Raw genomic sequence first — 25,141 nt, 5'->3', positions numbered from 1 at the left:
GGGTCCGGAGCATCCCGCCTGACGGCGCCCGGCCGGTTCACCCGCAAGGGATGAGCCAGGAGCCCCAGGTGATGGCACCGTCACCCGCACAAGGTGATGCTGTCGCCCGTGCTGCCACGAGAATGGCGGCCGATGGCAGAGCCGTCGCACAGGAGGTGGCGCCATGGGCGGGGCACAGCAGGGCTCGGGGCCCGAACCGGCAGGGACACCACCTGGCGGCGCCGATTTCGAGATCCGTGTGCGGGGCCGGATCGGGGAGGCTTTCCGTTCGGCCTTCGGAGAGATGACGGTGGTGCTGCGCCCGGCCGAGACGGTGCTGATGGGCGCGGGACTCGACCAGGCCGCGCTGTACGGGATCCTCGACCGCATCCAGGCGCTGGGCCTCGAACTCATCGAGGTGCGCCGATTGCCGGAGCCGGGCGTCTAGAACGAGTTCCAGGCAAATAGAGCCGAACAGCCTCTTCCGCAGCCGTAGTGGCGGACCCACGGTGTAGGGGTAGTGCATATGCCCTGCACATGGGGAGGTGACGGGCATGTCCACGGCGCTGTGTACAGAGCCGGGAAGTGGTTCGTCGAGAGCGGTGGGTGAGGTCTCCGCCCTGCACGGGCGGCTGAGCCTGCTCAGCCGGGAGGCGCGGGCGGCCGACTCGACCATGACGACCTGCCTGGTGTGGGTCGCGGGCACCTTGGTGCGGATCGCCGGGGACGTGGGCGATGTCCGCAGCGCGGGTGCGCTGGTGAGCGAGGCGGCGGCGGTACTCGCTCTGGTCCCCGCGCAGCCGGAGCGGCCCGGTGAGCGGCCTGGGCCCACGGAGCGATTGACGCAGCGTGAGCTGGTGGTGCTGTGCCGCCTTCAGCAGGATGTTCCGCTACGGCGGATTGCCGACGGCTTGTACGTCTCGGTGAACACGGTCAAGAGCCACGTCCGCTCCGTGTACCGCAAGCTGGGCGTGTGCTCCCGGGCCGAGGCCGTTCAGCGTGCCAGGGCGCTGGGGCTCGTGTAGACGCCTGTCTGTCACAGGAGTACGTCAACACCCGTATGTCCTAGAGGAGTTGAAGCTCGCGGGCGCGCCGGACCGCTGCTGAGCGCCGGGTCACGGAGAGCTTGCGATAGACGCTCTTGAGGTGCGTCTTCACCGTGTTCACCGAGAGGTACAGCTCCTCGGCTATCTCCTCGGTGGTCATCATCTGCGCCAGCCGGTCCAGGACGTCGCGCTCCCGGGCACTGAGGCGCTCGGTGATCGCCGGCGTGGCGGCCGCGGGGGTGAGAGCCGGGTGGGCGGCCGGGCGTGACGGTGTGGCAGTGGCGACCTTGTGGCGGGCGGAGTCGAGCAGAGGCACGCACGCCGGCGTCAGGGACCGCAGCACGGGCCGGGGCAGCCGGGAGGCGGCCACCACATCACCGATCGCAGCGGACGCCGAACGGTCCTGCTCGGCCGCCGTGGCGAGCGCGGTCACCATGGCGGCGACGTCGGAGAGGAACGCGTCGGGCCGTCCCCGCAACACGGCACCGGCGGCGTGGAGTTCGAGTCTGGCCCGGCCGGGCTCGGCGCGCGCGAGCTCCACCCAGGCGCGCACCAGGTGCAGGGACGCCTGCGCCCGCTCGGCCACGGCCCAGGCGGGCAAGGACGGCTGGGTGGCCTGGGCGGCGAGTTCGTCGGCGGCACGGAAACGGCCGCGGAGTGCTTCGAGGAGCGCGAGTTCGACGAGGCAGTCGCGGCGCAGCGCGCCGTTCCCGGCGGCTCCCGCGGCCTTGAGCGCTCCGGTGAGGGAGGCCTCCGCCGCCTTGAGGCTGCCCGCCCGCAGCTCGCCGCCGCCGCGGATCGTCAGCGTGAGCGCGATGATCTCGGGGTGGCGCGCCAGGGCCGTGTGCGGCAGACCCGCGAGGGCGGACTGCGCGTCGGCCGCCGCCGCACGCGCCTCCAGGGGGTTCGGGGAGCGCAGCTGTTCCATCCGGATCAGGGCATGGGCCAGCCGGCACCGGGCCGTGCGTTCCTCGTCCGCCGGCAGGTCGGCAAGGAGTCCGTCGGCCAGGTCGAGGTATCGGCGGCACAGTGGGTCGTCGTCGCGCGCGCGGGCGACCGCCGCGGCGAGCAGCGCGGGCTCGGGGTCTCCTTTCGACGGTGGTTCGGGCGGCCGTCCGGTCAGCTCGCCCGGCAGCCGTTGCCTGGTGAGGCCGAGGACCTGGCCGATCGCCAGTCGGTCCACGATCAGCCGGCCCGCCTGGTCCCAGTCGCCCGCGGCGAGCAGGTGCCGCACGGCGTCGGCCAGCAGACCGTGCTCGCCGAGCCAGGCCGCGGCACGGCGGTGCAACGGGGCGACCAGACCGGGCTTCTCGTGGCGCAGGCACATCCGCAGGACGTCCGCGAACATCTGATGGCAGCGATACCAGCCCTGGCCGACGGGCTGCAGGAACGAGTTCTCCCGGACGAGCGCGGCGAAGTGCCGGCCCGCGTCCTCACCCGAGAGCTCGACCGCGAGTTCGGCGTTCATCCGGTCGAGGACGCTCGTGGTGAGCAGCAGCCTGCGCATCCCCGCGGGCTGCAGGTCGAGCACCTCCTCGACGAGGTAACTGGCGATGGCCTCGTCGTCACCGGCGAAGTGCGCCACGAACCGCTCCGGGTCACTCTGCTTCTCCATGGACATCGCGGCGAGGCGCAGTCCCGCCGCCCAGCCGTCCGTACGCCGCCGCAGCGCGCTGACCGTCTGCTTCGGCACGTCGATGCCGTGCTGCGCGAGCAGCGCCGCCGTCTCCTGGTCGTCGAAGGCCAGATCGCCGGTGCGCAGTTCCGTGACCTCACTGGTGAGCCGCCCGCGGTGCAGGTGCAGGGGAGGGTCCCGGCGGGCCAGCACGATCAGGTGCAGTACTCCCGGCAGATGCCGCAGGAGGCTGCTGACGCCTTCCGCGATCGGGGAGCCGGGAGCGGGCTGGAAGTCGTCGAGGACCAGGAAGACCTGCTCGCCGCACCTGTGCAGATCGGCGGCGAGCGCCGCCACGAGCAGGGGTTCCGCCTGTTCGCCGTGCGGTTCGGGCAGGTCCATTCCGGCCGCGCGCAGCGTGTTGATCACTCGAGGCCAGAAGACGCAGGACTGCTCGGACCGGCCGTCGCAGGTGACCCAGGCGAGCGGTCCGGGCAGCCGCCGGGTGTGCGCCCACTCCAGGGCGAGGGCTGTCTTGCCGGCGCCGACGGGACCCACGATCACGGTCAGCGGTCCGAGGGCGCCTCGCGTGAGGCGATCGGTCAGCCGGGGCCTGGACACGAGCCAGGTCGGCACCGCGGGCGCCGTGACGGCGGATGCCGGAGTCGGGCCGGTGTCATGAGAAGAGGGTGGGCACGCGGCCATGGACGGCACCTCGCTCTCGGAGCAAAGTGGTGCGGCTGCGGCAAGTATGGGGCGCGTACGGACGTGCGAACGCACGGCAGGCGCCATCTCACCCGGGTGAAGTTCCCGGGGGAGACGGCGCCTGCCGGAGCGCCCGGCCCGGAGTGCCGGGCCGCTCGGGTCACTGCGGCTGAAGTGCCGCGATCAGCTCTTCCTCCCTGTCCTTGGTGAGGGAGGTGCGGATCACGGTGGGGTTGAAGGGGCGTACCGCGTCACGGACGCGGTCGGGCGTGGAGCGGCGGACGAGGGCGAAGACGGCGGCACGGCCGGGTTCGAGGGTGCCCGCGATCTCCTTGACGAAGGCGTCATTGATGCCGACGTCGCTGAGCTTTCCCGCGATGGCGCCGGTGGCGGCCCCCACCGCGGCACCGAACACCGGCATCAGGAAGAGCAGTCCGAACAGCGAGCCCCACAGCGCTCCGCCTGCCGCCCCGGTGGCCGTGGTGTTGAAGGTCTGGCTCACATGGAGCTTGCCGTCCATGGTGCGCCAGGCGAGCGCCGCGTCCTCCAGGTCGAGCAGTTCCTGGCGGGACAGTTCCTTGGAGAGCCTCAGCACGCCCTCCGCCTTCTCCTTGTCCGCGAATCCGAGTACGACGAGATCGGCCATCAGGACCTCCTGCGTTGGTTGCGGGTCGTCGGGTCCGGCCGTACCGAGGGTGTGACCGGGTCGCCCAACTTCTGTGCCATTGCCGTGAGTTCGGTCAGTACGGGGGCCAGCGCCTCATCGGTGAGGAAGCCCTCGGCGACGGGGACGGCACCTGCGTCGCGCAGGGCCTTGCGCAGGTACTTGGCCCAGACGTGCTCCAGCAGGACGAAGGCCGCCGCGGCCCCCGGGTCGAGGGACTCGGCCATCTCCCTGATCTCGTCCAGGGTCAGGCCGAAGGCATTCCCCCCGGCCAGGCTCGGGTAGGCCTCCTCCGCGGCTCGGACCTCCTCGGTCGTGATGCCGAGCAGCGCGGCGACCGTCTCGCCCATCCCCTCCGCCTGGAAGTCGAGGGAGAAGAGAGTGCCGCCGGGTTCCTTGCGGACGAAGAGCATGTCGAGGACGCGGATCTGTCCGTTCGCCTCGAGGATCGCCAACTCCTCGATGATCCGGCCCTCGAACTTGGCGTCGGGTCCGAACTCGACCGTCAGGAGTTGTACCGGTCCGATCCCAGCCATCGTGTCTCCTCTCGGGGGATTGCCGCCGTCACGTCCGTCATCACAGCGTCGGCACCCGGCCCGGCGCGTCACCCGCCGCAGGTGAGGGAAGCGGGCGCGAGCGCCATGACGGTGGGGGGCGGAGGTGGCACGCCCATGACGCATCCAGAGACACCAGAGGGCCACACCCGCAGCAGCGCCACCGAGTCCGAGCTCGAGCGCCTGCGCGCGGAGGTCGACCGGCTGCGTGACCGCTCGGGCACCGAGCGGCGGCGCAGGGTCCGTCTGCTGGCCGTCCGGCGCGTCGTCGCGGCCGTGCTGATCGCCCTGGTCGCCGTCCTCGCGGTCACCTCGATCGTGGGGGTGTGGGGAGCGCGTACCACGCTGAACACGGACCGCTGGATCGCCACGGTGGGCCCCCTGCCCGAGGACCCCGACGTGAACGCCGCCGTCTCCACGTATCTGGCGCGTGAGATCTTCGACCAGCTGGAGGTCGAGCAGCGGCTGTCGGACGCGTTGCCCCCGCGCGCCTCCTTCCTCGCGGCACCGGTCACGGGTGCGGTCCACGACTATGTGCGGGACTCCGTCTCCAAGCTGATCGCCGACGACCGGTTCCAGGAGCTGTGGCGTGCGACGAACCGCCGCGCCCACGAGCGGATCGTCGAGGTGCTGGAGAAACGCAACGAGAACGTGCGGGTGGACGGCGACACGGTCACCCTGAACCTGCTGCCTGTGGTCAACAACGTGCTGCGCTCCCTGGAGGAACAACTGCCCACCATGTTCGGCAAGAAGCTGGACCTGCCGCCCCTCTCCTCCGGCGAGATCCCTTCGGGCCTGCACGAGCGCATCGAGGCGGCGCTCGACGTGTCGCTGCCCGAGAACTTCGCGCAGATCCGCATCTACAACCGGGGCGAGCTGGGTCAACTGCAGGAGGCCGTCCTGCTGTTCAAGCGCGCCGTGGTGGGCCTGGTGATCGCCGTGCCGGTGCTGCTCGGGCTCGCCCTGTGGATCTCGCCCCGGCGGCGGCGCACCCTGCTCCAGCTCGGGCTGTGGCTGGTGGTGACGGTCACGGTGCTGACGGCCGTGCTGCGGGCGGTGCGGGACCAACTGCTCGGCCAGGTGCCGGACGGCGTCTACCGCGACGGCGCGCGCGCCGCGATGTGGACGGTCTTCGAGACCCTGCGCGAGCGCGGCGACCAGCTGCTGTGGCTGGGCGTCGCCATCGCCGTGCTGGCGTACCTGGTGGGGCCGGGACGGCTGCCGAAGGCGCTGCGCCGGTATGTGACGCAGGGCGCGCGGGCCACGGGCCACTTCCTGGCCAAGGCCGGCGACCGGGTGGACGGGGCGCGGGTGCGGCCGTGGGTGGCCCGGCACGCCGACGTGCTGCGGGTGGGCGGTGTCGCCGTGGCGGCCCTGATCGCGCTGCTCCTCTCGACGTGGACCGGCCTGTTCGTGGTTGGCGCGCTGCTGGCCGCGTACGCCATCGGGGTCACGCTCGTCGCGCATGCGGCAGGCGGCCCACCGGAAGGCTCACCCCCGGAAGGTGAGGCGGGTCCGGGGCCCCTTGCCAAGACTGGCGCATCCGGTTGACCGAGGCAGGGAGACGCGCATGAAGACGCGGACGCACGCCGGGCGGATCGGACCGATCGGTGACGGCAGCGCACGGTCGCGCCTGTGGGGCCCGTATCTGAGCGAACGGCAATGGGGCACGGTCCGTGAGGACTACAGCTCCGGCGGCGACGCCTGGTCCTACTTCCCGCACGATCACGCGCGTTCACGCGCCTACCGGTGGGGCGAGGACGGTCTGGGCGGCATCTGCGACGACAGGCAGCGCCTGTGCCTGGCCCTCGCCCTGTGGAACGGCCGCGACCCGATCCTCAAGGAGCGCGCCTTCGGGCTCACCAACGGCGAGGGCAACCACGGCGAGGACGTAAAGGAGTACTACTTCTACCTCGACAGCACCCCCAGCCACTCCTACCTGCGGTATCTCTACAAGTATCCGCAGGCGGAGTTCCCGTACAACGACCTCGTCTCCGTCAACCGGAACCGCACGCGCCAGGAGTTCGAGTACGAGCTCATGGACACCGGAGTGTTCGACGAGGACCGGTACTTCGACGTCACGGTGGAGTACGCCAAGGCGGACCACGACGACATCCTGATGCGGATCACCGTCGCCAACCGCGGCCCCGAAGAGGCGACCCTGCACGTGCTGCCCACCCTGTGGTTCCGCAACACCTGGTCCTGGGGCGAGCAGCAGGACGAGCGGGGCGGGCCACGGCTGCGGGCCGCCGAGGGGCCGCACCCGACGATCCGGGCCGACCATCCCGAGCTCGGCAGCTACGCCCTGCGGTGCGCCGACGGGGTGCCGCTGCTGTTCACGGAGAACGAGACCGACAACGAACGGCTCTTCGGCTCGCCCAACGCTTCCCCCTACGTCAAGAACTCCATCGGCCGGTACGTCGTCGAGGGCGAGGAGAGCGCCGTCAACCCGGCGCGGGAGGGTACGAAGGCCGCCGCCCACCACACGCTCAGTGTCCCCGCGGGAGGGTCTCAGACGCTGCGGCTGCGCCTCGGACCCGCGGACGCGAAGCTCTCTCTGTCGCGGGGCTTCGACACGGTCTTCACCGACCGCATCGCCGAAGCCGACGCGTTCTACGGCGAGTTGACGCCCGAGCGGGCGAGCGAGGACGAGGCACGCGTGCTGCGCCAGGCCCTGTCCGGCATGCTCTGGTCCAAGCAGTACTACGGCTTCGACCTGGAGAGGTGGCTGGCCGAGCACGAGCTGACCCCGTGGAGCCCACCGCGGCCGGGGATGCGCAACCACGAGTGGTTCCACATGGTGAGCGACGACATCGTCTCCATGCCGGACAAGTGGGAGTACCCCTGGTTCGCCGCATGGGACCTGGCGTTCCACGCCGTGGGTCTGTCGGTCGTCGACATCGGCTTCGCCAAGGAGCAGCTCGAACTGCTGCTGCGTGACGCCTACTTGCACCCCAACGGACAGATCCCCGCGTACGAGTGGAACTTCGGCGACGTCAACCCGCCCGTGCACGCCTGGGCCGCGTACTTCGTCTACACCGTGGAGAAGGGCACGACCGGCCAGGCCGACCGGGCCTTCCTGGAACGGACCTTCCAGAAGCTGCTCACGAACTTCACCTGGTGGGTCAACCGCAAGGACCCCGGCGGCCGCAACATCTTCCAGGGCGGCTTCCTCGGCCTCGACAACATCGGCGTCTTCGACCGCAGCGCCCCCCTGCCCACCGGCGGAACCCTGGAACAGGCGGACGGCACCGCGTGGATGGCCCTGTACTGCCAGTCGATGCTCCAGATCGCCATGGAGCTGGTCGAACTCAACCCGGCCTACGAAGAGCTGGTCCTGAAGTTCGTCGAGCACTACCTGTGGATCGCGGCGTCGATGGACCGGGTCGGCGACCTGCACGACGAACTGTGGGACGAGGAGGACGGGTTCTACTACGACGTGCTGCGGCTGCCCGACGGGCATGCGGTGCGGCTGAAGGTCCGCTCCATGGTGGGGCTGCTGCCGCTGTGCGCGTCGACCGTCTTCCAGCCCGATCAGCTGGAGCGTCTCTCCGGTCTCGGCGACCGGTTGCGACGGTTCGCCGAGCGCCACCCCTCGCTGTCCGTGACGGTGACCGCGGCGCAGTCCGGCGTCGCGGGTGGCCCACGGCTGCTGTCCGTGCTGGACGAGAAGAAACTGGTGCGCGTGCTGGCCCGGCTCCTTTCCGAGGACGAGTTCCTGAGCCCCTACGGGATCAGGGCGCTCTCCCGCCACCACGCCGAGCACCCGTACTCGTTCTGGGTGCACGGCGAGGAGTACAAGGTCGGCTATCTGCCCGCCGAGTCGGACACCGGCATGTTCGGCGGCAACTCCAACTGGCGCGGCCCGGTCTGGCTGCCGATGAACGCACTCGTCATCCGGGGGCTGCTCAACCTCTACGGCTTCTACGGCGACGACTTCACCGTCGAGTGCCCGACCGGCTCGGGGGTGCGCAAGAACCTGTACGAGGTCGCCGAGGACATCAGCGGACGCCTCGGCCGGATCTTCCTGAGCGACGACGACGGGCGACGTCCCGTGTACGGAGGCCAGCGGAAGTTCGCGGACGACCCGCACTGGCGGGACCTGATTACCTTCTACGAGTACTTCCACGGCGACAACGGCGCGGGGCTCGGCGCCTCGCACCAGACGGGCTGGACCGGTCTTGTCGCGGCCATGATGAAGATCTTCGGCACGCTCGGCCCTGACGACTTCCGTCCCGGCACCGCGAGGAGGCAGAACCGATGACCCAGTTGCCCGCGCAGCCCGTCGTGCACGAGGTCAACACCCGCGTATGGCTGAGGGAGACCGCCCTGCGCACCGGCGGTCCGGCCGATCTGGCGGACGTGCCCAAAGAGGTCTGGGACGAGATCACGCCCGCCGGGGTCGACGCCGTCTGGCTGATGGGGGTGTGGGAACGCAGCCCGCGAGGGCGCGCCATCGCCCTCCAGGACCAGGCGCTGCGCGGCGCGTTCGCCGAAGCCGTCCCGGACATCGGCGAGGAGGACATCGCCGGATCGCCGTACTGCATCCGCCGTTACGAGGTCGACGCGGCGCTCGGCGGTCCCGCGGGGCTGGCCGCGGCCCGGACCGAACTCGACCGCAGGGGAGTCGGGCTGCTGCTGGACTACGTGCCCAACCACCTGGCCCCGGACAGCCCTTGGGTGGACGAGCATCCCGAGTACTTCGTGCAGGGGGACGCGGAGGACGCCCGAAGTGATCCGGCCGGGTTCCTCGACACCGGGAGCGCCGTGCTCGCCCGGGGCCGCGACCCGTTCTTCCCGCCCTGGCCGGACGTGGTCCAGCTGAACGCCTTCGCCCCCGCCCTGCGGCGGGCGACCGCGGAGGTGCTGGACGGCATCGGACAGGTCTGCGACGGGGTGCGCTGCGACATGGCGATGCTGATGATGAACGACGTCTTCGCGCGGACGTGGGGCGAGCGTGCGGGGCTCGTGCCGCAGGAGGACTTCTGGCCCGAGGTCGTGTCCACCGTCCGTCGCCGGCACCCGCACATGCTCTTCGCCGCCGAGGCGTACTGGGACCTCGAATGGGCCCTGCAGCAGCAGGGGTTCGACTTCTGCTACGACAAGCGTCTGTACGACCGGGTGCTGAACGAGAGCGCCGAGTCGGTCAGGGCGCATCTGCGGGCCGACGAGCAGTACCAGCGCGGACTCGTCCGGTTCCTGGAGAACCACGACGAGCCCCGGGCCGCTCGCACGCTGCCCATGGCGAAGGAGCGGGCGGCGGCCGTGCTGATCGCCACGCTGCCCGGCGCGACGCTGTGGCACGAGGGCCAGTTCACCGGGCGCCGCGTCCATCTGCCGGTCTTCCTGGACCGCCGTCCCGAAGAGCCGGCGGACCCATCGCTCAAGGCGTTCTACGAGCGGCTGCTCTCCAGCGTGCATCGCAGCGGCATGCGTACGGGCCGGTGGGAGCTCCTGGACGGCGACGGCTGGCCCGACAACGACTCGGGCCGTGACCTGATCGCCTCGTCCTGGACCGGTGAGTCCGGCAGGTTCCTGACCGTGGTGAACCTCTCGGAGCACCGGGCACAGGCACGCATCCGGTTGCCCTGGCGTGAACTGGGCGAAGGCTCCTGCGAGTTGGTGGGGCTCCTCGACGCCGAGCGGTACGAGCGTTCGGGTGCGGAGCTGACGTCGAGCGGGCTGTACGTCGACGTGCCGCCATGGGGCACCCACCTGCTCTCGGTCGTCGCGGCGGGCTGACCTGGATCAGCTCTCGTCTCCGGCCGACCGGTCCACCGGGGCCCAGTCGGTGCCGCTCTCGGAGCGGAAGGCCTCCACCGCGGCCTCCACGGTGGGATAGAAGCGGTGCGCGTGGAAGGTGCGGGCCAGCCCGTAGCGCTCGACCTTGCGCCGCACCGGGTCCTTGAGTTCCGCGAAGATCAGGTCCACGCCCAGCTCCCGGAGAGTCGCGTCCAATTCCTCCAGGACATCCGCCGCGGTGGTGTCCACGTCGGTCACCGGCTCCGCCGCGATCAACACGCGCCGCGGTGCCGGTTCGGCATGCGTGTATCGCAGGACCTCTTCGCGGAACGACTTGGCGTTGGCGAAGAACAACGGCGCGTCGAAGCGCATGATCACCAGGCCCGGCAGCCGTCGGGCGGTCGGGTGCGACCGTACGTCGTGATAGCCCTCCAGGCCGGACACACGCCCCAGCACGGTGCTGTAGGGCCACCAGGCGCGCCGGAAGACGTTCAGGATGGACAGCCCCACCGCGACCGCGATCCCCGGCAGGACACCGAGCAGCGCCACCCCGAGGAACGCCGCGATGCAGAGCCAGAACTCCGCCTTGCGCTGACGCCATAGCCGCGTCGCGCCCGCGAGGTCGGCCAGCGACAGCGAGGCCGTGATGACCACCGCGGCGAGCGCGGGCTGCGGCAGGTCGCGGAACAGCCCCGGCAGCAGCACGAGCATGAGGACGATGAGGCCCGCCCCGACGAGCCCGGTGAGCTGCGTCTTGGCCCCGGCCCGTTCGGCCACGGCCGTACGTGAGCCGCTGGTGCTCACGGGGAAACCCTGGAAGAGGCCCGCGGCCATGTTCGCCGTGCCGATCGCGATCATCTCGTCGTTGCCGCGCACCTGCTGACCGGTGCGGGCGGCGAAGGCGGACGCGTTGGAGATGGTGTCGGCCAGGGACACCAGGGCGATGCCCACCGCGCCGACGAACAGCGGGCCCAGATCGTCCCAGCCGATGTGCGGGACCGTGAACGGCGGCAGCCCCTCGGGGAGGCGGCCGACGGTCTTCACGCCGTGCTCGTCCAGATCGAGGACGACGGAAGCGGTGACGGCCAGCACGACCATGACGAGGACGGCCGGGATCTTCGGCATCAGCCGCTGCAGCAGCAGGATCACGAGGATGCAGCCGCCGCCGACCGCGAGGGCGGCCGGCTCCGTCGAGCCCTCCGCGATCCCCCGGGCGAAGGCCTCGACCTCGTCGATCAGACCGTCACCGTCGGTCGAGAAGCCGAACAGCTTGGGCAACTGCCCGATGAGGATGGTCAGGGCCAGGCCGTTCATGTAGCCGATCATGGTGGGCCTGGAGATGAGGTCGGCGACGAAACCGAGCCGCGCAACGCCCGCGAGCAGCGTGATCGCGCCGACCATCAGGGCGAGCACCGAGGCAAGCGCGACCGCGCGTCCACTGTCCCCGTCCGCGGCGAGCAGGGGCAGGACCGTCGCGGCGATCATCGGGCCGAGCGAGGAGTCGGGACCGAGCACCAGAACGCGCGAGGGACCGGCGACGGCGTACGCGAGCAGACACAGCACAGAGGTGTACAGACCGGTGATCGGCGGCAGACCGGCCAGCTCGGCGTACGCCATGCCCTGTGGCACGAGCAACGTGCTCAGCACGATGCCCGCGACCACATCCTTGAGCAGCCACTCCCTGCGGTAGTTCCGCAGCGTCCTGACCCCTGGCGGCGTCCCGCGCGCATGCACCGGTCCCTCACCTCTGCCCGGCGCCTTGGTGCGCCCGTCCGTCACTCATGGGCCACCCCGGTCAGTAGACGGTGTCCTTCTCCACCACGCACAGGGCCCAGATGATGAACCCGTCCATCGCGATCAGGGTGATGGACCAGATGGGGTGGTAGGGGAGGGACAGGAAGCTGGCGATGATCATCAGCGAGGTGATGCCGATGCCGGTGATCCTGGCCCAGGTCGCGGCCACGAACAGGCCGAAGGCGACGACCACGGCGATGGTGCCGATGGCCATGTGGATCCAGCCCCAGCTCGTCAGGTCGAACTCGAAGGTGTAACCGGGGGTGCGCAGAAAGATGTCGTCCTCCAGGACGGCCATCAGACCCCGGCAGAAGTCCATGGACCCGGACAGGAACAACAGCACCCCCGCGAAGATGGTCAGCCCGGCGGCCGCCGTCTGTTTGGTGCTGGGGGTATGGCGCTGGGTCGTCGAGGCGGTCATGACAGAACCTCCGTACCGAGGGTGCCGGTTGCACCGCGTTGCCCTGAGTGTTGCCCCCGACCGGTGCCCCCGGTCGTCACCCTCCGAGGGTGACGCCGCAGGGCAGGCCTCCCACGAGGCTGGCCGACGCCGACCCGCCACGGGAGGCACCCGCCAGCGGGAGGCAACGGGAGGCGAGGCGATGACCGTGCCGTCCAGTCCAGAGGGATCACACGCCCGGCAGGAGAAGCGCCCTGGGCCGCGTCAAGTCCTTGCGCCGCTGGCCCTCGCGCAGTTCGTCTGCAGCTTCGCGGGCTCGAACATGACGGTCATGATCCAGGACATCAGCGAGGACCTGGACACGACGGTGCAGGGCGTGCAGACCGCCATCACCATTTTCCTGCTGGTCATGGCGGCGCTGATGATTCCGGGCGGCATCCTGACCGACCGTTACGGCCGCAAGCGCTGCCTCCTCGTCGGCCTCACCGTGTACGGAGTCGGAGCTCTCCTCAGCGCCGTGGCACCCGGCCTGGGCATCCTCATCCTGGGCAACTCGATCCTGGAGGGCATCGGCACCGCCCTGCTCATCCCGCCCGTCTACATTCTCACCACGCTCCTGTTCACGAACGTGACCGACCGCGCCCGCGCCTTCGGGACGATCATGGCGATGGGCGGCATCGGCGCCGCCGCCGGGCCGCTGATCGGCGGGCTCATCACCTCGGCGATCAGCTGGCGGGCGGCCTTCGTCTTCCAGGCCCTGGTGGTCGCGGTGATCATCGTGCTGGCCCGCCGCATCGAGGACCCCGTCCCGCCGGACCCCGAGCGTGTCTTCGACACGGGGGGAGCGGTGCTCTCGGCCACCGGTCTGGTCCTGGTCGTCACGGGAATCCTCGCCGCCGACGAGAACGGCTGGCTGATGGGCGGCTTGCTGCTGGTCGGCACGCTGGTCCTCGTGGCCTTCTTCCGCTGGGTGCGGGCGAAGGAACGCGCGGGGTCCCAGCCGCTGTTGCGCACCGCGCTGTTCCGCAACCGTCCCTCCAACCTCGGTCTGATCACCCAGCACACCCAGTGGCTGATGCTCATGGGGGTGTCGTTCGTGGTGGCCGCGTACCTCCAGGTCGTTCGCGGGTACGACGCGATCAGCACCGGCGTGATCTTCAGCGCCTCCACCATGGGTCTGCTCGTGTCCTCGCTCGGCGCCGCGCGCCTCGCGAAGCGGCGCGAGCAACGCACGCTCGTGATGGCCGGGTTCGCCGTGACGGTCTGCGGCATCGGGCTGCTGCTCGCCATGTCCCGCGGGGAGCCGAGCCCTTGGCACTCCGTCCCCGGGCTGCTGCTGATCGGGCTGGGGATGGGGGTGATGCTGACGCCCTCGGTCAACGTGGTGCAGTCGGCCTTCCCCGAGGACCAGCAGGGCGAGATCTCCGGGCTCTCGCGCAGTGTGTCCAACCTCGGTTCATCGGTGGGCACCGCGATCGCGGGCACCATCCTCGTCGCCGATCCGGCGGCAGGACCGTACGCCGTGGCCCTCGTCGTCCTCGCCGTCATCGGGCTCGGTGGATTCTGGGCCGCCGCCATGCTGCCCCGGAACGCGGCCCCCACCCGGCACGGGTGAGGGTGCGCGGACCGCCTCGGGGGCGGCGGTCAATGCCAGTCGTAGCGCACCGTGCTGGCGACAAGGAGGTCCTGCACGGACGCGCGGCGTCTGCTGAGCGGCACCCAGTACAGGCCCAGCGGGAAGGTGACACACAGCGCCGCACGCACCAGGGACCGGGGCAGCCCGAGAAGCGCGCCGGCGCGGTCGGTGACGCGCAGCCCCATCAGCCGGTCTCCCACCGTGCGCCCGATGGCGGACCACGAGCAGCCGAAGTACAGGACGGCCAGGGTCCAGCCCGAGAGGCCGGTGAGCCAGCCGGGGAGGTCGGGGAAGCGGAACGGGGGCCCGATGAGCAGCAGACGCACACAGCCGGCGCCCGCCTGCACCGCGAGGCCGACGGCGGCGAGGACCAGCACGTCGAGTATCGCCGCGACCCCGCGCGTGACGAGCCCGGCGTGCTCGGGCCCGGCTCCGGCCTGCGCCTCGGTCACCGCTCGGGCTCCGGTGGCGGACCGGCGCCGTTGACCCGCGGCGGCCCGGCACGCCGGAGCAGCCGGTCACTGAACCGGTTGACGCCCCGGTCACCTCGCCGGCCGAGCAGACGCACCGCGTCGGCGGTCTCCGCGGCCATCCCGCCCCCGGTGTCACGGATGACCCGCCCGAGGTCCATCTCTGACAGCACGTCACGGGTGAGTCCCACCAGATCGATCCGTACGATCACCGCGTCGACGTCGACCCGGCCCGCGACCCGGTCGACATCGATCCGGTCGGCGATGCGGTCCGCGTCGACCCGCTCCGCGACGCGGTCCACGTCGACGCGGTCGGCCACGCGGTTGACGTCGATCCGGTCGGCGATGCTCTCCACGTCCACCCGGGCGGCGACCCGGTGTACGTCCACCCGGTCCGCGACGGCGTCCACGTCGACCCGTTCGGCGATCCGCCCCACGTCGATCCGGTCGGCGATCCGGTTCACGTCGACACGGGACACGAGAGCGTCCAGGTCGATGCGGTCGAGAACCGCGCCCGTCAGCACGCGGACGACCGTGCCCGCCGCCTCGTCCACGATGCCCAGCACACTCCGTGCCCGCCGGGCGACGAACGCCAGCGGGCCCCATGCGTCTTCCTCAGCCATCCGGTGATCGCAGCGGGAATCGGCGGCGCTGACATCCTCCGCCGCGGGTGAATCACCCGCGGCGGAGGACCCTCAGTAGTGCGGAACGACGACGACCGGGCATTTGGCGTGGTGGATCGCCGCGTGCGCGGTCCGGCCGAGGTGCGGTCCGACGGGGACACGGCGGCCGATGACCAGCAGGCAGGCCGCCGAGGCGGCCTTGACCACATGGTGGCCCGCCAGGCCGTGCACGAGCTGGTCGGTGACCCGCGTCCGGGGGAACTTCCGCCGCCAGGGGGCGAGTTCGGCCGCCAGCTGCTGCACCTTCTCCGGCATGGGGTCGATGGCGTCGGCCGAGGGCACCAGGGGGGCGGTCCAGACGTGCACGACATGGAGCGGTGCCTGGCGGGACGCCGCCGCGTCGAAGGCGTACTCGAGCAGCTCGTCGCCGGGGCGTGCCAGGTCGATGCCGAGCACCACCGGGTGCTCCGGATCGCCCGTCGGCCCCTGGTGGCTGTTCTCGGCGGGGCCCCGCGCTCCCACCAGAGCCGTCGGGCAGGAGGCGCGTGCCGCGACGGCCTGCGCGACCGAGCCGACCAGCGCCCCGGTGATCGCGCCCGCGCCGTGCGAGCCGACCACGAGCAGGGCCGAGGAACTGGCCGCCGCGAGGAGCGCGCCCACCGGTGACCCGGTGACCTGCTCGTCGAGGATCCGCAGGGTGGGATGGGCGTTCGACAGATGCAGGACGGCGCGGCCGAGCGCGCCGCGCTCACGGTCGTACGGGGCGTCGATCTCCGGCAGGCGGCTGCGCTCGGGCGGCGGGGCGCTGGCATGCACGAGGTGGAGGGGCAGGTCACGGCGCAGGGCTTCGTGGGCTGCCCAGCCGGCGGCCTCCAGGCTCCCGGGTGAGCCGTCGACACCGGCGGTGATGGTCTGCTGCATGGACATGGTGCGCACCTCCGCGTTGCGGTCGGGGCGTGACGGGAACGGGTGTCGGCCATGGTCTGGCGGACGGCAGCGGCGCGGACGGCGTGGTGGCAGTGCCGTCGTGGGGCAGACGCAAAGTTCCCGGGCGGGTCGGAGCCAAACGTGGCCGACGTGCCGTGAGGCGCACTCGTCCGCAGGCCACCAGCTCCGGCGTACCCCCGGCGGTCCCACATCACCGCATCGCCGTACTGCCGCGTCACGGCTTGGCCGTAGGGCCTCCCATGGCTACGTCGACTTCCGGTCGGTGCGGGGGACCACAGTGGCCGGTAGACACCTGTTCGATGTGCGTGACCGGATCTATGGTGACGGAAGCCCCAGACCTCGGCGTTCTGCCTTTCTGTGCTGTTTTCTACTGACAGTGGGAGAGCCTGGATGTCACGTCTCGGAAAGCGGACGGCTGCGGATGGCGGCAGAGGAGCCGCGGCATGAACATCCTGGTCGGATACACCGGGGTACACGGCTCCACCCATGGCATCGCGGAACGCCTCTCGACCCGGCTCGCGGAGTGCGGGCACATCACGGTCATCGTGCCGCTGGCGGCGGAACAGAAGACCGGAGGCCACGACGCGTTCGTGCTGGGCAGCGCCGTGCACCACGGAGCCTGGCTGTCGCAGGCCACCGACTTCATCCGCAGTCACCCCAGCACCCTGGCCACGCATCCCACGTGGCTCTACAGCGTCGGCGTGCCGCCCCACGCGGGCCGGTGGCCCGGCCGTGGCCGTGCCGAGCCCCGGCAACTGGCGGGGGTCCGATCCCTCATCCGCCCCTGGGAGCACCAGATGCTGGCGGGCGCCGTCCACCGCGATCACGTCCCGCGGTGGCGGCATCTGGCCTTCCGGGCGCGCGGCGGACGGTACGGCGACCACCGGGACTGGAAGGCCGTCGACAACTGGGCGGAACGCATCCACCGCGGGCTCGCCCTCGCCGACAGCTCCGGCACGGGCCTGTGACGCCGCGGGCCACAACCGGCAGAGGCGGCTCCGGTCCGCCCGCCCCCGACGTGCGCACGGACTCCGTCCTGGGCGGAACACGCAGCCTGCTGGAGGCGGTCCTGCGCGAACTCAACCAGGGTCTGCACAGCCATCAGGTCAGGGCGACGCCAATAACACGGAAGCAGACGCGGCGGCAACAGGGCTGACACCAGCGGCAGTTGACGACCTTGTGGCGTCCGCCGCCATTCTGCCCCGGTCACGGTGGCTCCTACGGTGGCCCGCACCCCAGCGTCCAGGCCCGCAGCAGGCGGCGGACGAACTCTGGGGTCGCGCGATCCGCCCCGGAGAGCGCGCCACCCTCCGTCGGGAGCCGCCATGCCGTCGTACGACAGACGCCTCAACCCGCAGCCGTCCACAGGGCACCCGCCCCGCGCGACAGGGAGGGCCGGGGCGAGCTGGCGCCGGGCCCTGGGACGCGTGACCGCCGTGGTGGGCCTGCTGGTGACCGCAGCGGTGACCGTGCCCTCGCCCTCGGCGCAGGCGGCCCCAGCCCTGGAGAAGGTCGGCAACTTCGGCGCCAACCCCGGCAGTCTGAACATGTACGTGTATCGGCCGGCGACCCTGGCGGCGGACCCCGCCGTGGTGGTGGCCATGCACGGCTGCAGCCAGAACGCGCAGCTCTACGCCGACAACGCGGGTCTGACGAAGTTCGCGGACCAGCACGGCTTCCTGCTCGTCTTCCCCGAGCAGACGTCCGCCAACAACAGCAGCAAGTGCTTCAACTGGTTCCAGCCCGGGGACACACGACGCGGACAGGGCGAGGCCGCCTCGATCCGTCAGATGGTCGGCCACGCCGTCTCCGCGTACGGCGCCGACCCCGAACAGGCTTACGCCACCGGTCTGTCGGCCGGCGGCGCCATGACGTCGGTGATGCTCGCCGCCTACCCCGACGTGTTCGAGGCGGGCGCCGTGGTCGCGGGCCTCCCGTACGGCTGCGCGAACGACGTGCTGTCCGCGTACAGCTGCATGAACCCCGGCGTCGACCGCACTCCCTCGGCCTGGGCGGGGGCCGTGCGTGACGCCCACCCCGGATACGCGGGGCCGTGGCCGCGAGTGGCGATCTGGCACGGTGACAACGACCCGACCGTCGCCAAGAAGAACGCCGACGAACTGCGTGACCAGTGGACGGCCGTCCACGGCCTTGACCAGAGCCCGGACCGCACCTCCACCATCGGCCCCAACTCGACCCGCAGGGAGCAGTACCTCGGAGCGGACGGGTCCGCCGCCGTGGAGGTCGACCGGGTTCCCGCCATCGGCCACGGCACCCCGGTCGACCCGGGAACGGGCGCGACGCAGTGCGGAGCGACCGGGACGGCCCACTTCATCGACTCCATCTGTTCCAGCCACTGGATCACCGGCTTCTTCGGCCTGGACGGCTCCGCCCCCGACCCCGGCGGACTGCCCGCTCCGAGCGGTCTGGCCGCGACCGGTGCGACCGACGCCTCCGTCACCTTGAACTGGAACCGCGTCACCGACGCCGCGTCCTACGCCGTGTACCGGGACGGCAACCGTGTCGCCACGCCGACCGGTCCGCCGTTCACGGACACCGGCCTCAGTCCCGGCGCCGGCCACACCTACAGCGTGGCCGCCCGCGCCGCGGACGGCACGGAAGGGGCGCGCTCGCCCCAGATCACCGCCTCCACCACGGGCTCCGCGGCCAAGTGCTGGACCGCGAACAACTACCAGCACGTCCAGGCCGGACGCGCCACCACCAGCGGCGGCTACACCTACGCCAAGGGCTCGAACCAGAACATGGGCCTCTACAACATCGCCGTCACGCACACCTTGAAGGAGTCGCCGACCGGCCACTACGTCATCGCCGACGGCACCTGCCCCTGACGCCCACCGCCGCCCCCACGCAGCCGCCGCACGCACGCCCACCGGAGGAACCCGTGCCCGCCGTAGACCCACCCAGACGCACACCCCGTACACCCCGCACACTCCGCATGTCCCGTCGGAGGCGCCCGGCGCGGTCGTTGCGCGGCGCCATCGCCCTGACGGCGCTGCTGGTCACGCTCGCCGCGGTCCCGGCGGTCGCGGGACAGCGCGGAGGAACCGATGACCGAGCCGAATCCCGGGGCAGCGGCACGGGACACTGCGCGTCGATGGCGAAGCTGAAGGTGCCGGGCGCCGAACGCCAGAAGACCTCCTGCCTCGCGGAGTTGACCACCGCGGGGACGGTCGGCTCGGGCCACACCGACCCGGCGGACTACGCGGGGCTGACCCCCGCCGGGCTCACGACGCCGCGCGGTGTCCCCGGCATCCAGATCGACGGCTACTTCCCCGACAGCTCGGCGACCAACACCAACCACGGCTGGGCGCACGACGCGCAGTTCGTCATCCGCCTGCCCGACCGTTGGAACGGCGGTCTGGTCGTCGCGGGCACCCCCGGGGTCCGTGAGACGTACGCCAACGACCGGGCGATCGGCGACTGGGTGCTCTCCCGGGGTTACGCCTTCGCCTCGACCGACAAGGGCAACACCGGCGCCGCCTTCCACCGGGACGGGGCCCGGCCGGGCGACGCCATCGCCGAATGGAACGAGCGCGTCACCCAGCTCACCCGCGCGGCTAAGACCGTGGTGACGCAGCGGTATCACCGGCCCGCCGCGCGCACGCTGGCCACCGGCATGTCCAACGGCGGGTACCTGGTGCGCTGGCAGCTGGAGAACCATCCCGAGCTCTACGACGGGGGAGTGGACTGGGAAGGCACGCTGTGGCGGACCGGGGGGCCGAACCTGCTCGACTTCCTGCCGCCCGCTCTGCGCGCCTATCCGAGGTACGCGCAGGGAGGCGAGGGAGCGGACAAGGCCCGCCAGGAGATGGTCGCCGCCGGTTTCCCGGCCGGTTCGGAGTTCCTGTGGCCCTATCACCACCAGGTGTACTGGGACTTGACCCAGCGGATCTACCGCGAGGAACTCGACCCGGGATACGACGGCGCGACCGAGGCCGGAACTCCCTTCTGCGCCCCGGGGACCCCGGCGTGCGACGCCGACTACTCGTACGCGTCCCGGCCACGGGAAGTCCGCAAGGCCGTGCAGAAGATCGCCCTGACCGGACGTATCGGCAAACCACTGATCACCGTGCACGGCACCCTCGACGTCCAGTTGCCCATCAGCAAGGACTCGGACGTCTACGCGAAGATGGTGCGCGACGCCGGCCGTGGCGGCCTGTTCCGCTACTACCGCATCGAGGACGGCACGCACGTCGATTCGCTCGTCGACGCACACCCCGACAGGCTGCGGCCCCTGGTGCCCTGCCACCGCTCGGCGTTCGAGGCGATGGAGGACTGGACCGGCCGGGGCAAGCAGCCCCCGCCCGGCCGGACCGTGCCGCGTCCGGACACCGCCGACCCGGTGTCCCTGCTCGCCCGCTGCCCTCTCACCGGCCAGTAATAGGGGCCGTGCCCCGGCTGGGGCAGGGGTGCCGGAAGCCCGGCTTCCTCAACGGCCAGCCAAAAAACGCCGAGTTGACCTAAGATCGCCTCGCTCCCCATTCGTAAGGGAGTTCGGTGCGTTCGGGGAGGGTTCGTTCGTCGTGGTGAAGGTCTGCAGGATTGCCGGGGCAAGTAGGCCGTGGTGAGCCGTCTCAAGCGCGGGTCCGTGGGACGCGAGGCCGTGGTCTGGCTGATGGCCGTGATCCTGGCCGTCGCGGGAGCGGTGCTCGCCGCCCTGGACGCCGCGGCGGAGTGGCGGCAGGTCCTGGCCGGTGGCTGTGCCGCGGTCGCGGTGCTGCTGCTCGCCTGGGTCCTCGTGCTCGTCCGGCAGCTGTCCGCCGAGCGGGCCGACCGGGCTCGCCAGGAGCGGCTTGCCGCGGCCCGGGAGGCCGAAGTCGTGCACCTCGCCGGTGTGCGGCTCCCGGCGATCGCGGAGCGCGTACGCGCCGGGCAGCGACTCGAGGGCGTGCCGGGGCCGTTGGCGGCGCCGACGGAGACCGGTGAGGAGTTCGCCGGGGCCCTGTCCGCCGTGGCCGTCGCACTCGGCTCGGACGAGGCGGTGCGCCGCGAGCGCGGCCTGCGCGACTCGGTGCAGGCCGCCTTCGAGTCCGTCGCACGCACCATGCACGCGATGGCCACCGTGCAGCAGCAGGTCCTCGACCGGGTCGAGCGCTCCATCGACGACCCGCATCTCATGGGCGAGGTGATGAAGGCCGATCACGCGGCCGCGCAGATGACCCGCAAGGCCCAGACGCTCCTCGTGATGTGCGGGATCTGGCCCGCCCGCAGGGAGACACGGCCGGTCTCGCTCTACGACTGCGTACGCGGCGCACAGTCGCGGATCGTGGAGTACGGCCGGATCGAGGTGCACGGCGGCCAGACGCTGTACGCCGTGCCGCCCGCGGTCGAAGGGCTGATGCACGCCATCGCCGAACTCCTGGAGAATGCCACGGTGTTCTCGCCCTCGCGTTCCCAAGTCGTCGTCACCATCCGCGAGGTGGGAGCCGGCGCCGTCCTGGAGATCGACGACGCGGGACTCGGGATGCCCCCGGACGTCCTGCACCGGGCGATGGGCCAGCTCCGCGACGACCAGGACCTGGCACGGCTCGGCGCGGTGCCGCGCCTCGGCCTTGCCTGCGTGGGCCGCTGGAGCCGTGAGCTCGGCTTCAACGTGGAACTGAGCGGGGCGTCGGCCTATGGCGGCACGCGTGCGGTGACGTTCGTGCCGTTCCGCCTGCTGACCGAACCCCCTTCGCAGCTCACCGGATCCCATCGCCTCGGCGTCCAGACACCGCAGCGGCCCGCCGAGCCGGAGCCAGCCCCCGTTCCCGCACCGCAGCCGACGGCCCCCGGCGGACCGCCGGAGTACGCCGACGCCCAGCACGAGCCGCACGCACAGCACGACCCCGCCGAGCAGGCGGAGTTGCCCGTACGGAACGCACCGCCCGTGCCTCCCGCGCGCGAGACGCCGGCCGGTCTGCCCAAGCGACGCAACCGGCGCCAACCGGCTCCGGGAGCTCCCCGCCTGCCGGTCCCGGAGCACCGGCAGGCGCCGCCGGCCCCGCCCGCGGCCCCCTGGACCCCGGAAGCGGCGCGCGCGTCGATCGCCAGCGTGGTGTCCGGTTCGCTGCGCGGCCGGGCGGCCGTTGACGCGGACCAGCCGATGGCGCGTGAGGCGAACGCGCCGACCCAATCCCCCACCCCTGACGAGCATGACGGAGGCCGGCAGTGACCGGAATCATCACCCCCCTTCCCGACCTGGGCTGGATGCTGCGCCCGCTGATCGAGATCCCCGGGGTCCGGCACAGCGTGGTGGTGTCCGAGGACGGGCTGCGCCTCGGACACGCCTCCGCGGAGAACCTCTCGGGCCCGGTGTCCGAACTGAGCCTCGCCGAAGCCGAGTCCCTCTCCGCGGCCTGCGCGGCGATGACCATGACGGGCCGGTCCACGACCTCGCTGCTCTTCGGCTCCGGCGCGGGCGTACGGCAGTTGATGCTGGAGTCCGACCACGGGTTCGTGCTGTTCACCCACGCCGGTGTCGGTGCGCACCTGGGGGTCGCCACCGACCTGCAGGCGGATGTCGGCCTGGTGGCCCAGCAGATGCAGCTGCTCGTGGTGAAGATCGGCTCGCACCTGAGCAGCCTGCCGCGGGATCCGGCCACCGCGGCGTCATGACGGACCCCCGGCCGGAGGAGCCGACGGCCTCGGCGATCCGCCCGTACGTGATCACTCGCGGGCGGGCGGCTGCCGACACCGAGGCGCTGGCCTGGGAGTCCCTGGTGATGGCGACGGACGCGGCGTTTCCCGCGTCGCTCCAGCCCGAGCACCAGACCATCCTGGCGCACTGCCAGGGGCTCCTCTCGGTGGCCGAGGTGGCCGCCCACATCGGCCAGCCTCCCTCGGTCGTCCAGGCGTTGCTCTGCGATCTCCTCGAATGGGGGCTCATCGTGACCCGCCCGCCGGTGCCCCCGGCCGAATACACCGATGTGACCATGCTCAGAAAGGTCCTCCATGGTCTCGAAAGCCGCCTCTGACGCGCCGTCCCCCGCGCCCGGAGCTCCGCGACCGCCCGGCTCCGCCGCGGCCCCCGCCGGGCACGGGTCGGGGAAGTACCTCACCTCCAGCGTCGCGGGCGCCGCCAAGATCCTGGTCGTCGGGCCGCTCGGGGTCGGCAAGACCACCCTGATCGGCACCGTCTCGGAGATCAAACCCCTGTCCACCGAGGCCGTCATGACCCAGGCGGGTGCCCGGGTGGACACCGTCGTGGCGAGCGGCAAGACGACCACGACCGTGGCCCTGGACTTCGGCCGGATGACCATCGACGGGGAGCTGGTGCTCTACCTGTTCGGCACCCCCGGCCAGCAGCGCTTCCTGCCCGCGTGGCGGGATCTGGCCAAGGGCGCGCTCGGCGCTCTGGCCCTGGTGGACACGCGTGACCTGGAGGCGTCCTTCGACGCGCTGGGCAACCTGGAGGAGCTCGGGCTGCCCTTCGCGGTGGCCGTCAACATCTTCCCCGGCAGCCCGCAGCACAGTGTGGACGACCTGCGCTCCGCCCTCGACCTGCTCCCCGGCACCCCCGTGGTGACCTGCGACGCACGCGACCCCTCGTCCTCGGTCCGGGCGCTGATCGGCCTCGTCCAGCACCTCATCCACATCGCCACGGAGACCTCATGACCTCGCCCCACCCCGCGGCCGGGCTGCCGCCGACCAGCTGCCCGGTCGCCGGATCTCCGGCGCCGGCGACTGCGCTCTACGGACCGCACCTCGACGGCGACGCCATGTCCTCCCTGTACGAGCAGCTGCGCGGCGCCCACGGGCCGGTGGCGCCCGTGTCCATCGCCCCCGGCGTGGATGCCTGGCTCGTCATCGGCCACCGCGAACTGCTGCAACTGACCCGCGACGAGCAGGACTTCTCGCACGATCCGCGCCGCTGGAGCCTGCTGCGGGAAGGCCGGGTGCCCGCCGACTCACCGATCCTGCCCATGGTCGGCTGGCGTCCCGCCCTGCTGTTCGCCGACGGACAGCAGCACCGCAGGATGCGCGCCGCCGTCTCCGCCGCGCTCGCCGGGATCAACGGCCACGAACTGCGGCGCACGGTACGGGCCGAGGCCGAGCAGGTGATCGTGTCCTTCGCGGAGCGCAGCGAGGCCGATCTGGTGGCCGACTACGCCCGTCAACTGCCGATGCGCGTCATCACCGCGCTGCTCGGCGTGGACGACCGGACCGGGCGGCAGCTGGTGGAGGCCGTCGCCGGAACGGTCGCCGCCACCAGCGCCTCCGCCGACGCCAGCAAGCGCATGGGCGCGATGCTGCTCCAGCTGATCGAGGAGAAGCGGCGCCGCCGTGGCAACGACATCACCTCGGCCCTGCTGCACCACCCGGCCCGGCTCACCGACGAAGAGGTCCTGCACAACCTCGTGGTCATGTTCGTCGCGGGTAACCAGACCACCGTCAACTGGATCGCCACCACCCTGCGCATCCTGCTCTGCGACCCGCAGTTCCGCTCGTCGCTGACCGGCGGCCACCTCAGCGTGGACGACGCACTCGACCTGGTCCTGTGGCGCTTCCCGCCCACGCAGAACTTCCCCGCCCGCTACGCCACCCGCGACATGACCTTCGGCGGGCAGTCCATCCGCACCGGCGACATGCTCATCCTCGGCCTGGCCGGTGCCAACGCGGACCCGCAGATCCTGCCGGACGACGGCACCCCGGTCGTGGGCAACCGCTCGCACCTGGCCTTCGGCGCGGGCCCGCACATCTGCCCCGCCCAGGACCCGGCCCGGCTGATCACCCGCACCGCCGTGGACACGATCCGCCACCGGCTGCCCGACCTCGAACTGGCCATCCCGCAGGCCGACCTGGAGTGGATCAAGTCGCCGTGGAGCAAGGGGCTCGCCTCGCTGCCGGTCCGCTTCACCGCTCCGGTCCTGTCGCAGCATTCCGCCTCGCCGGAGCCGCATTCCGTGCTCTGACCGGACCCACCGCAAGCCCCCGCAGCCGCCCCGCCCCTGGACCAGGAGAG

22 protein-coding genes are annotated in these 25,141 nt (G+C 71.6%); 14 read left to right on the top strand and 8 right to left on the bottom strand.

Translation table 11 applies throughout. The features are described 5' to 3' along the window. Nucleotides 1–163 precede the first annotated feature (163 nt). Nucleotides 164–427, top strand: a complete 264-nt coding sequence (locus ACWD02_RS33005) for a hypothetical protein (RefSeq protein ID WP_451217253.1) — start codon at nt 164–166, stop codon at nt 425–427. 106 nt (nt 428–533) lie between these two features. Next, the gene (locus tag ACWD02_RS33000) at nt 534–1,004 is read left to right on the top strand and encodes a LuxR C-terminal-related transcriptional regulator (protein WP_451217250.1); all 471 of its coding nucleotides are present in this window, start codon (nt 534–536) and stop codon (nt 1,002–1,004) included. A 40-nt stretch (nt 1,005–1,044) separates the two neighbouring features. On the opposite strand, the gene ACWD02_RS32995 is transcribed toward ACWD02_RS33000, so the two are convergent. The 3 genes from ACWD02_RS32995 to ACWD02_RS32985 all read right to left on the bottom strand — a co-directional run bounded on the left by ACWD02_RS32995 (nt 1,045) and on the right by ACWD02_RS32985 (nt 4,545). Continuing rightward, nucleotides 1,045–3,345: a LuxR C-terminal-related transcriptional regulator gene (locus tag ACWD02_RS32995; RefSeq protein ID WP_451217247.1), complete on the bottom strand. Its 2,301-nt coding sequence runs from the start codon at nt 3,343–3,345 to the stop codon at nt 1,045–1,047. A 160-nt stretch (nt 3,346–3,505) separates the two neighbouring features. Continuing rightward, entirely contained in the window at nt 3,506–3,991 is a 486-nt protein-coding gene (locus ACWD02_RS32990; protein WP_451217244.1) for a DUF1269 domain-containing protein, read from the bottom strand. Next, the gene (locus ACWD02_RS32985; protein WP_451217241.1) at nt 3,991–4,545 is read right to left on the bottom strand and encodes a DUF1269 domain-containing protein; all 555 of its coding nucleotides are present in this window, start codon (nt 4,543–4,545) and stop codon (nt 3,991–3,993) included. Before ACWD02_RS32985 ends, ACWD02_RS32990 begins: the two co-directional genes overlap by 1 nt. A gap of 135 nt (nt 4,546–4,680) precedes the next feature. On the opposite strand from ACWD02_RS32985, the gene ACWD02_RS32980 reads away from it, so the two are divergent. The 3 genes from ACWD02_RS32980 to ACWD02_RS32970 are packed head-to-tail and all read left to right on the top strand — an operon-like array spanning nt 4,681 to nt 10,305. Then, nucleotides 4,681–6,114 (top strand): hypothetical protein, encoded by a 1,434-nt coding sequence (locus ACWD02_RS32980; protein ID WP_451217238.1) that lies wholly within the window; start codon nt 4,681–4,683, stop codon nt 6,112–6,114. Between the two features lie 19 nt (nt 6,115–6,133). Continuing rightward, nucleotides 6,134–8,827 (top strand): MGH1-like glycoside hydrolase domain-containing protein, encoded by a 2,694-nt coding sequence (locus tag ACWD02_RS32975; RefSeq protein ID WP_451217236.1) that lies wholly within the window; start codon nt 6,134–6,136, stop codon nt 8,825–8,827. Further along, on the top strand, nt 8,824–10,305 hold the full coding sequence (locus tag ACWD02_RS32970; protein ID WP_451217234.1) for an alpha-amylase: 1,482 nt from the start codon (nt 8,824–8,826) through the stop codon (nt 10,303–10,305). The genes ACWD02_RS32975 and ACWD02_RS32970 overlap by 4 nt, the downstream gene beginning before the upstream one ends. A 6-nt stretch (nt 10,306–10,311) precedes the next feature. Here ACWD02_RS32970 and ACWD02_RS32965 read toward each other — a convergent pair whose 3' ends face one another. Then, nucleotides 10,312–12,039 (bottom strand): SulP family inorganic anion transporter, encoded by a 1,728-nt coding sequence (locus ACWD02_RS32965; RefSeq protein ID WP_451217231.1) that lies wholly within the window; start codon nt 12,037–12,039, stop codon nt 10,312–10,314. A 61-nt stretch (nt 12,040–12,100) separates the two neighbouring features. Beyond that, the gene (locus ACWD02_RS32960) at nt 12,101–12,520 is read right to left on the bottom strand and encodes a DUF7144 family membrane protein (protein WP_451217228.1); all 420 of its coding nucleotides are present in this window, start codon (nt 12,518–12,520) and stop codon (nt 12,101–12,103) included. A 181-nt stretch (nt 12,521–12,701) separates the two neighbouring features. Here ACWD02_RS32960 and ACWD02_RS32955 point away from each other — a divergent pair, with 181 nt between their 5' ends. Further along, complete coding sequence (locus ACWD02_RS32955) at nt 12,702–14,114, top strand: MFS transporter (RefSeq protein ID WP_451217225.1); 1,413 nt, start codon at nt 12,702–12,704, stop codon at nt 14,112–14,114. Between the two features lie 29 nt (nt 14,115–14,143). On the opposite strand, the gene ACWD02_RS32950 is transcribed toward ACWD02_RS32955, so the two are convergent. The 3 genes from ACWD02_RS32950 to ACWD02_RS32940 all read right to left on the bottom strand — a co-directional run bounded on the left by ACWD02_RS32950 (nt 14,144) and on the right by ACWD02_RS32940 (nt 16,155). Beyond that, nucleotides 14,144–14,587 carry an RDD family protein gene (locus ACWD02_RS32950; protein WP_451217222.1) on the bottom strand — a complete coding sequence of 148 codons (444 nt, stop codon included), beginning with the start codon at nt 14,585–14,587 and terminating at the stop codon, nt 14,144–14,146. Then, the gene (locus tag ACWD02_RS32945; RefSeq protein ID WP_451217219.1) at nt 14,584–15,228 is read right to left on the bottom strand and encodes a hypothetical protein; all 645 of its coding nucleotides are present in this window, start codon (nt 15,226–15,228) and stop codon (nt 14,584–14,586) included. The genes ACWD02_RS32950 and ACWD02_RS32945 overlap by 4 nt, the downstream gene beginning before the upstream one ends. 72 nt (nt 15,229–15,300) lie before the next feature. Next, a complete protein-coding gene (locus ACWD02_RS32940; protein ID WP_451217216.1) occupies nt 15,301–16,155 on the bottom strand; it encodes a universal stress protein in 855 nt (284 codons plus the stop codon). 464 nt (nt 16,156–16,619) lie between these two features. Here ACWD02_RS32940 and ACWD02_RS32935 point away from each other — a divergent pair, with 464 nt between their 5' ends. From ACWD02_RS32935 to ACWD02_RS32900, 8 genes are all read left to right on the top strand, one after another. Further along, the gene (locus ACWD02_RS32935) at nt 16,620–17,144 is read left to right on the top strand and encodes a flavodoxin domain-containing protein (RefSeq protein WP_451217213.1); all 525 of its coding nucleotides are present in this window, start codon (nt 16,620–16,622) and stop codon (nt 17,142–17,144) included. Nucleotides 17,145–17,501: 357 nt separating this feature from the next. Further along, the gene (locus ACWD02_RS32930) at nt 17,502–19,025 is read left to right on the top strand and encodes an extracellular catalytic domain type 1 short-chain-length polyhydroxyalkanoate depolymerase (RefSeq protein WP_451217210.1); all 1,524 of its coding nucleotides are present in this window, start codon (nt 17,502–17,504) and stop codon (nt 19,023–19,025) included. A 107-nt stretch (nt 19,026–19,132) separates the two neighbouring features. Further along, nucleotides 19,133–20,578, top strand: coding sequence for a 3-hydroxybutyrate oligomer hydrolase family protein (locus ACWD02_RS32925; protein WP_451217207.1), 1,446 nt, complete (start codon nt 19,133–19,135; stop codon nt 20,576–20,578). Between the two features lie 234 nt (nt 20,579–20,812). After that, nucleotides 20,813–22,351 carry an ATP-binding protein gene (locus ACWD02_RS32920; protein ID WP_451217659.1) on the top strand — a complete coding sequence of 513 codons (1,539 nt, stop codon included), beginning with the start codon at nt 20,813–20,815 and terminating at the stop codon, nt 22,349–22,351. Next, nucleotides 22,348–22,794, top strand: coding sequence for a roadblock/LC7 domain-containing protein (locus ACWD02_RS32915; protein WP_451217204.1), 447 nt, complete (start codon nt 22,348–22,350; stop codon nt 22,792–22,794). Before ACWD02_RS32920 ends, ACWD02_RS32915 begins: the two co-directional genes overlap by 4 nt. After that, the gene (locus tag ACWD02_RS32910; protein ID WP_363205855.1) at nt 22,791–23,153 is read left to right on the top strand and encodes a DUF742 domain-containing protein; all 363 of its coding nucleotides are present in this window, start codon (nt 22,791–22,793) and stop codon (nt 23,151–23,153) included. The genes ACWD02_RS32915 and ACWD02_RS32910 overlap by 4 nt, the downstream gene beginning before the upstream one ends. Continuing rightward, nucleotides 23,131–23,793, top strand: a complete 663-nt coding sequence (locus tag ACWD02_RS32905) for a GTP-binding protein (protein WP_451217200.1) — start codon at nt 23,131–23,133, stop codon at nt 23,791–23,793. Before ACWD02_RS32910 ends, ACWD02_RS32905 begins: the two co-directional genes overlap by 23 nt. Continuing rightward, on the top strand, nt 23,790–25,091 hold the full coding sequence (locus tag ACWD02_RS32900) for a cytochrome P450 (protein WP_451217197.1): 1,302 nt from the start codon (nt 23,790–23,792) through the stop codon (nt 25,089–25,091). The genes ACWD02_RS32905 and ACWD02_RS32900 overlap by 4 nt, the downstream gene beginning before the upstream one ends. Nucleotides 25,092–25,141 lie beyond the last annotated feature (50 nt).

The organism is Streptomyces sp. NPDC002853 (genome assembly GCF_053591915.1).
The sequence above is the reverse complement of the archived record's forward strand: the minus strand, read 5'-3'. Positions and strand labels throughout refer to the sequence as shown.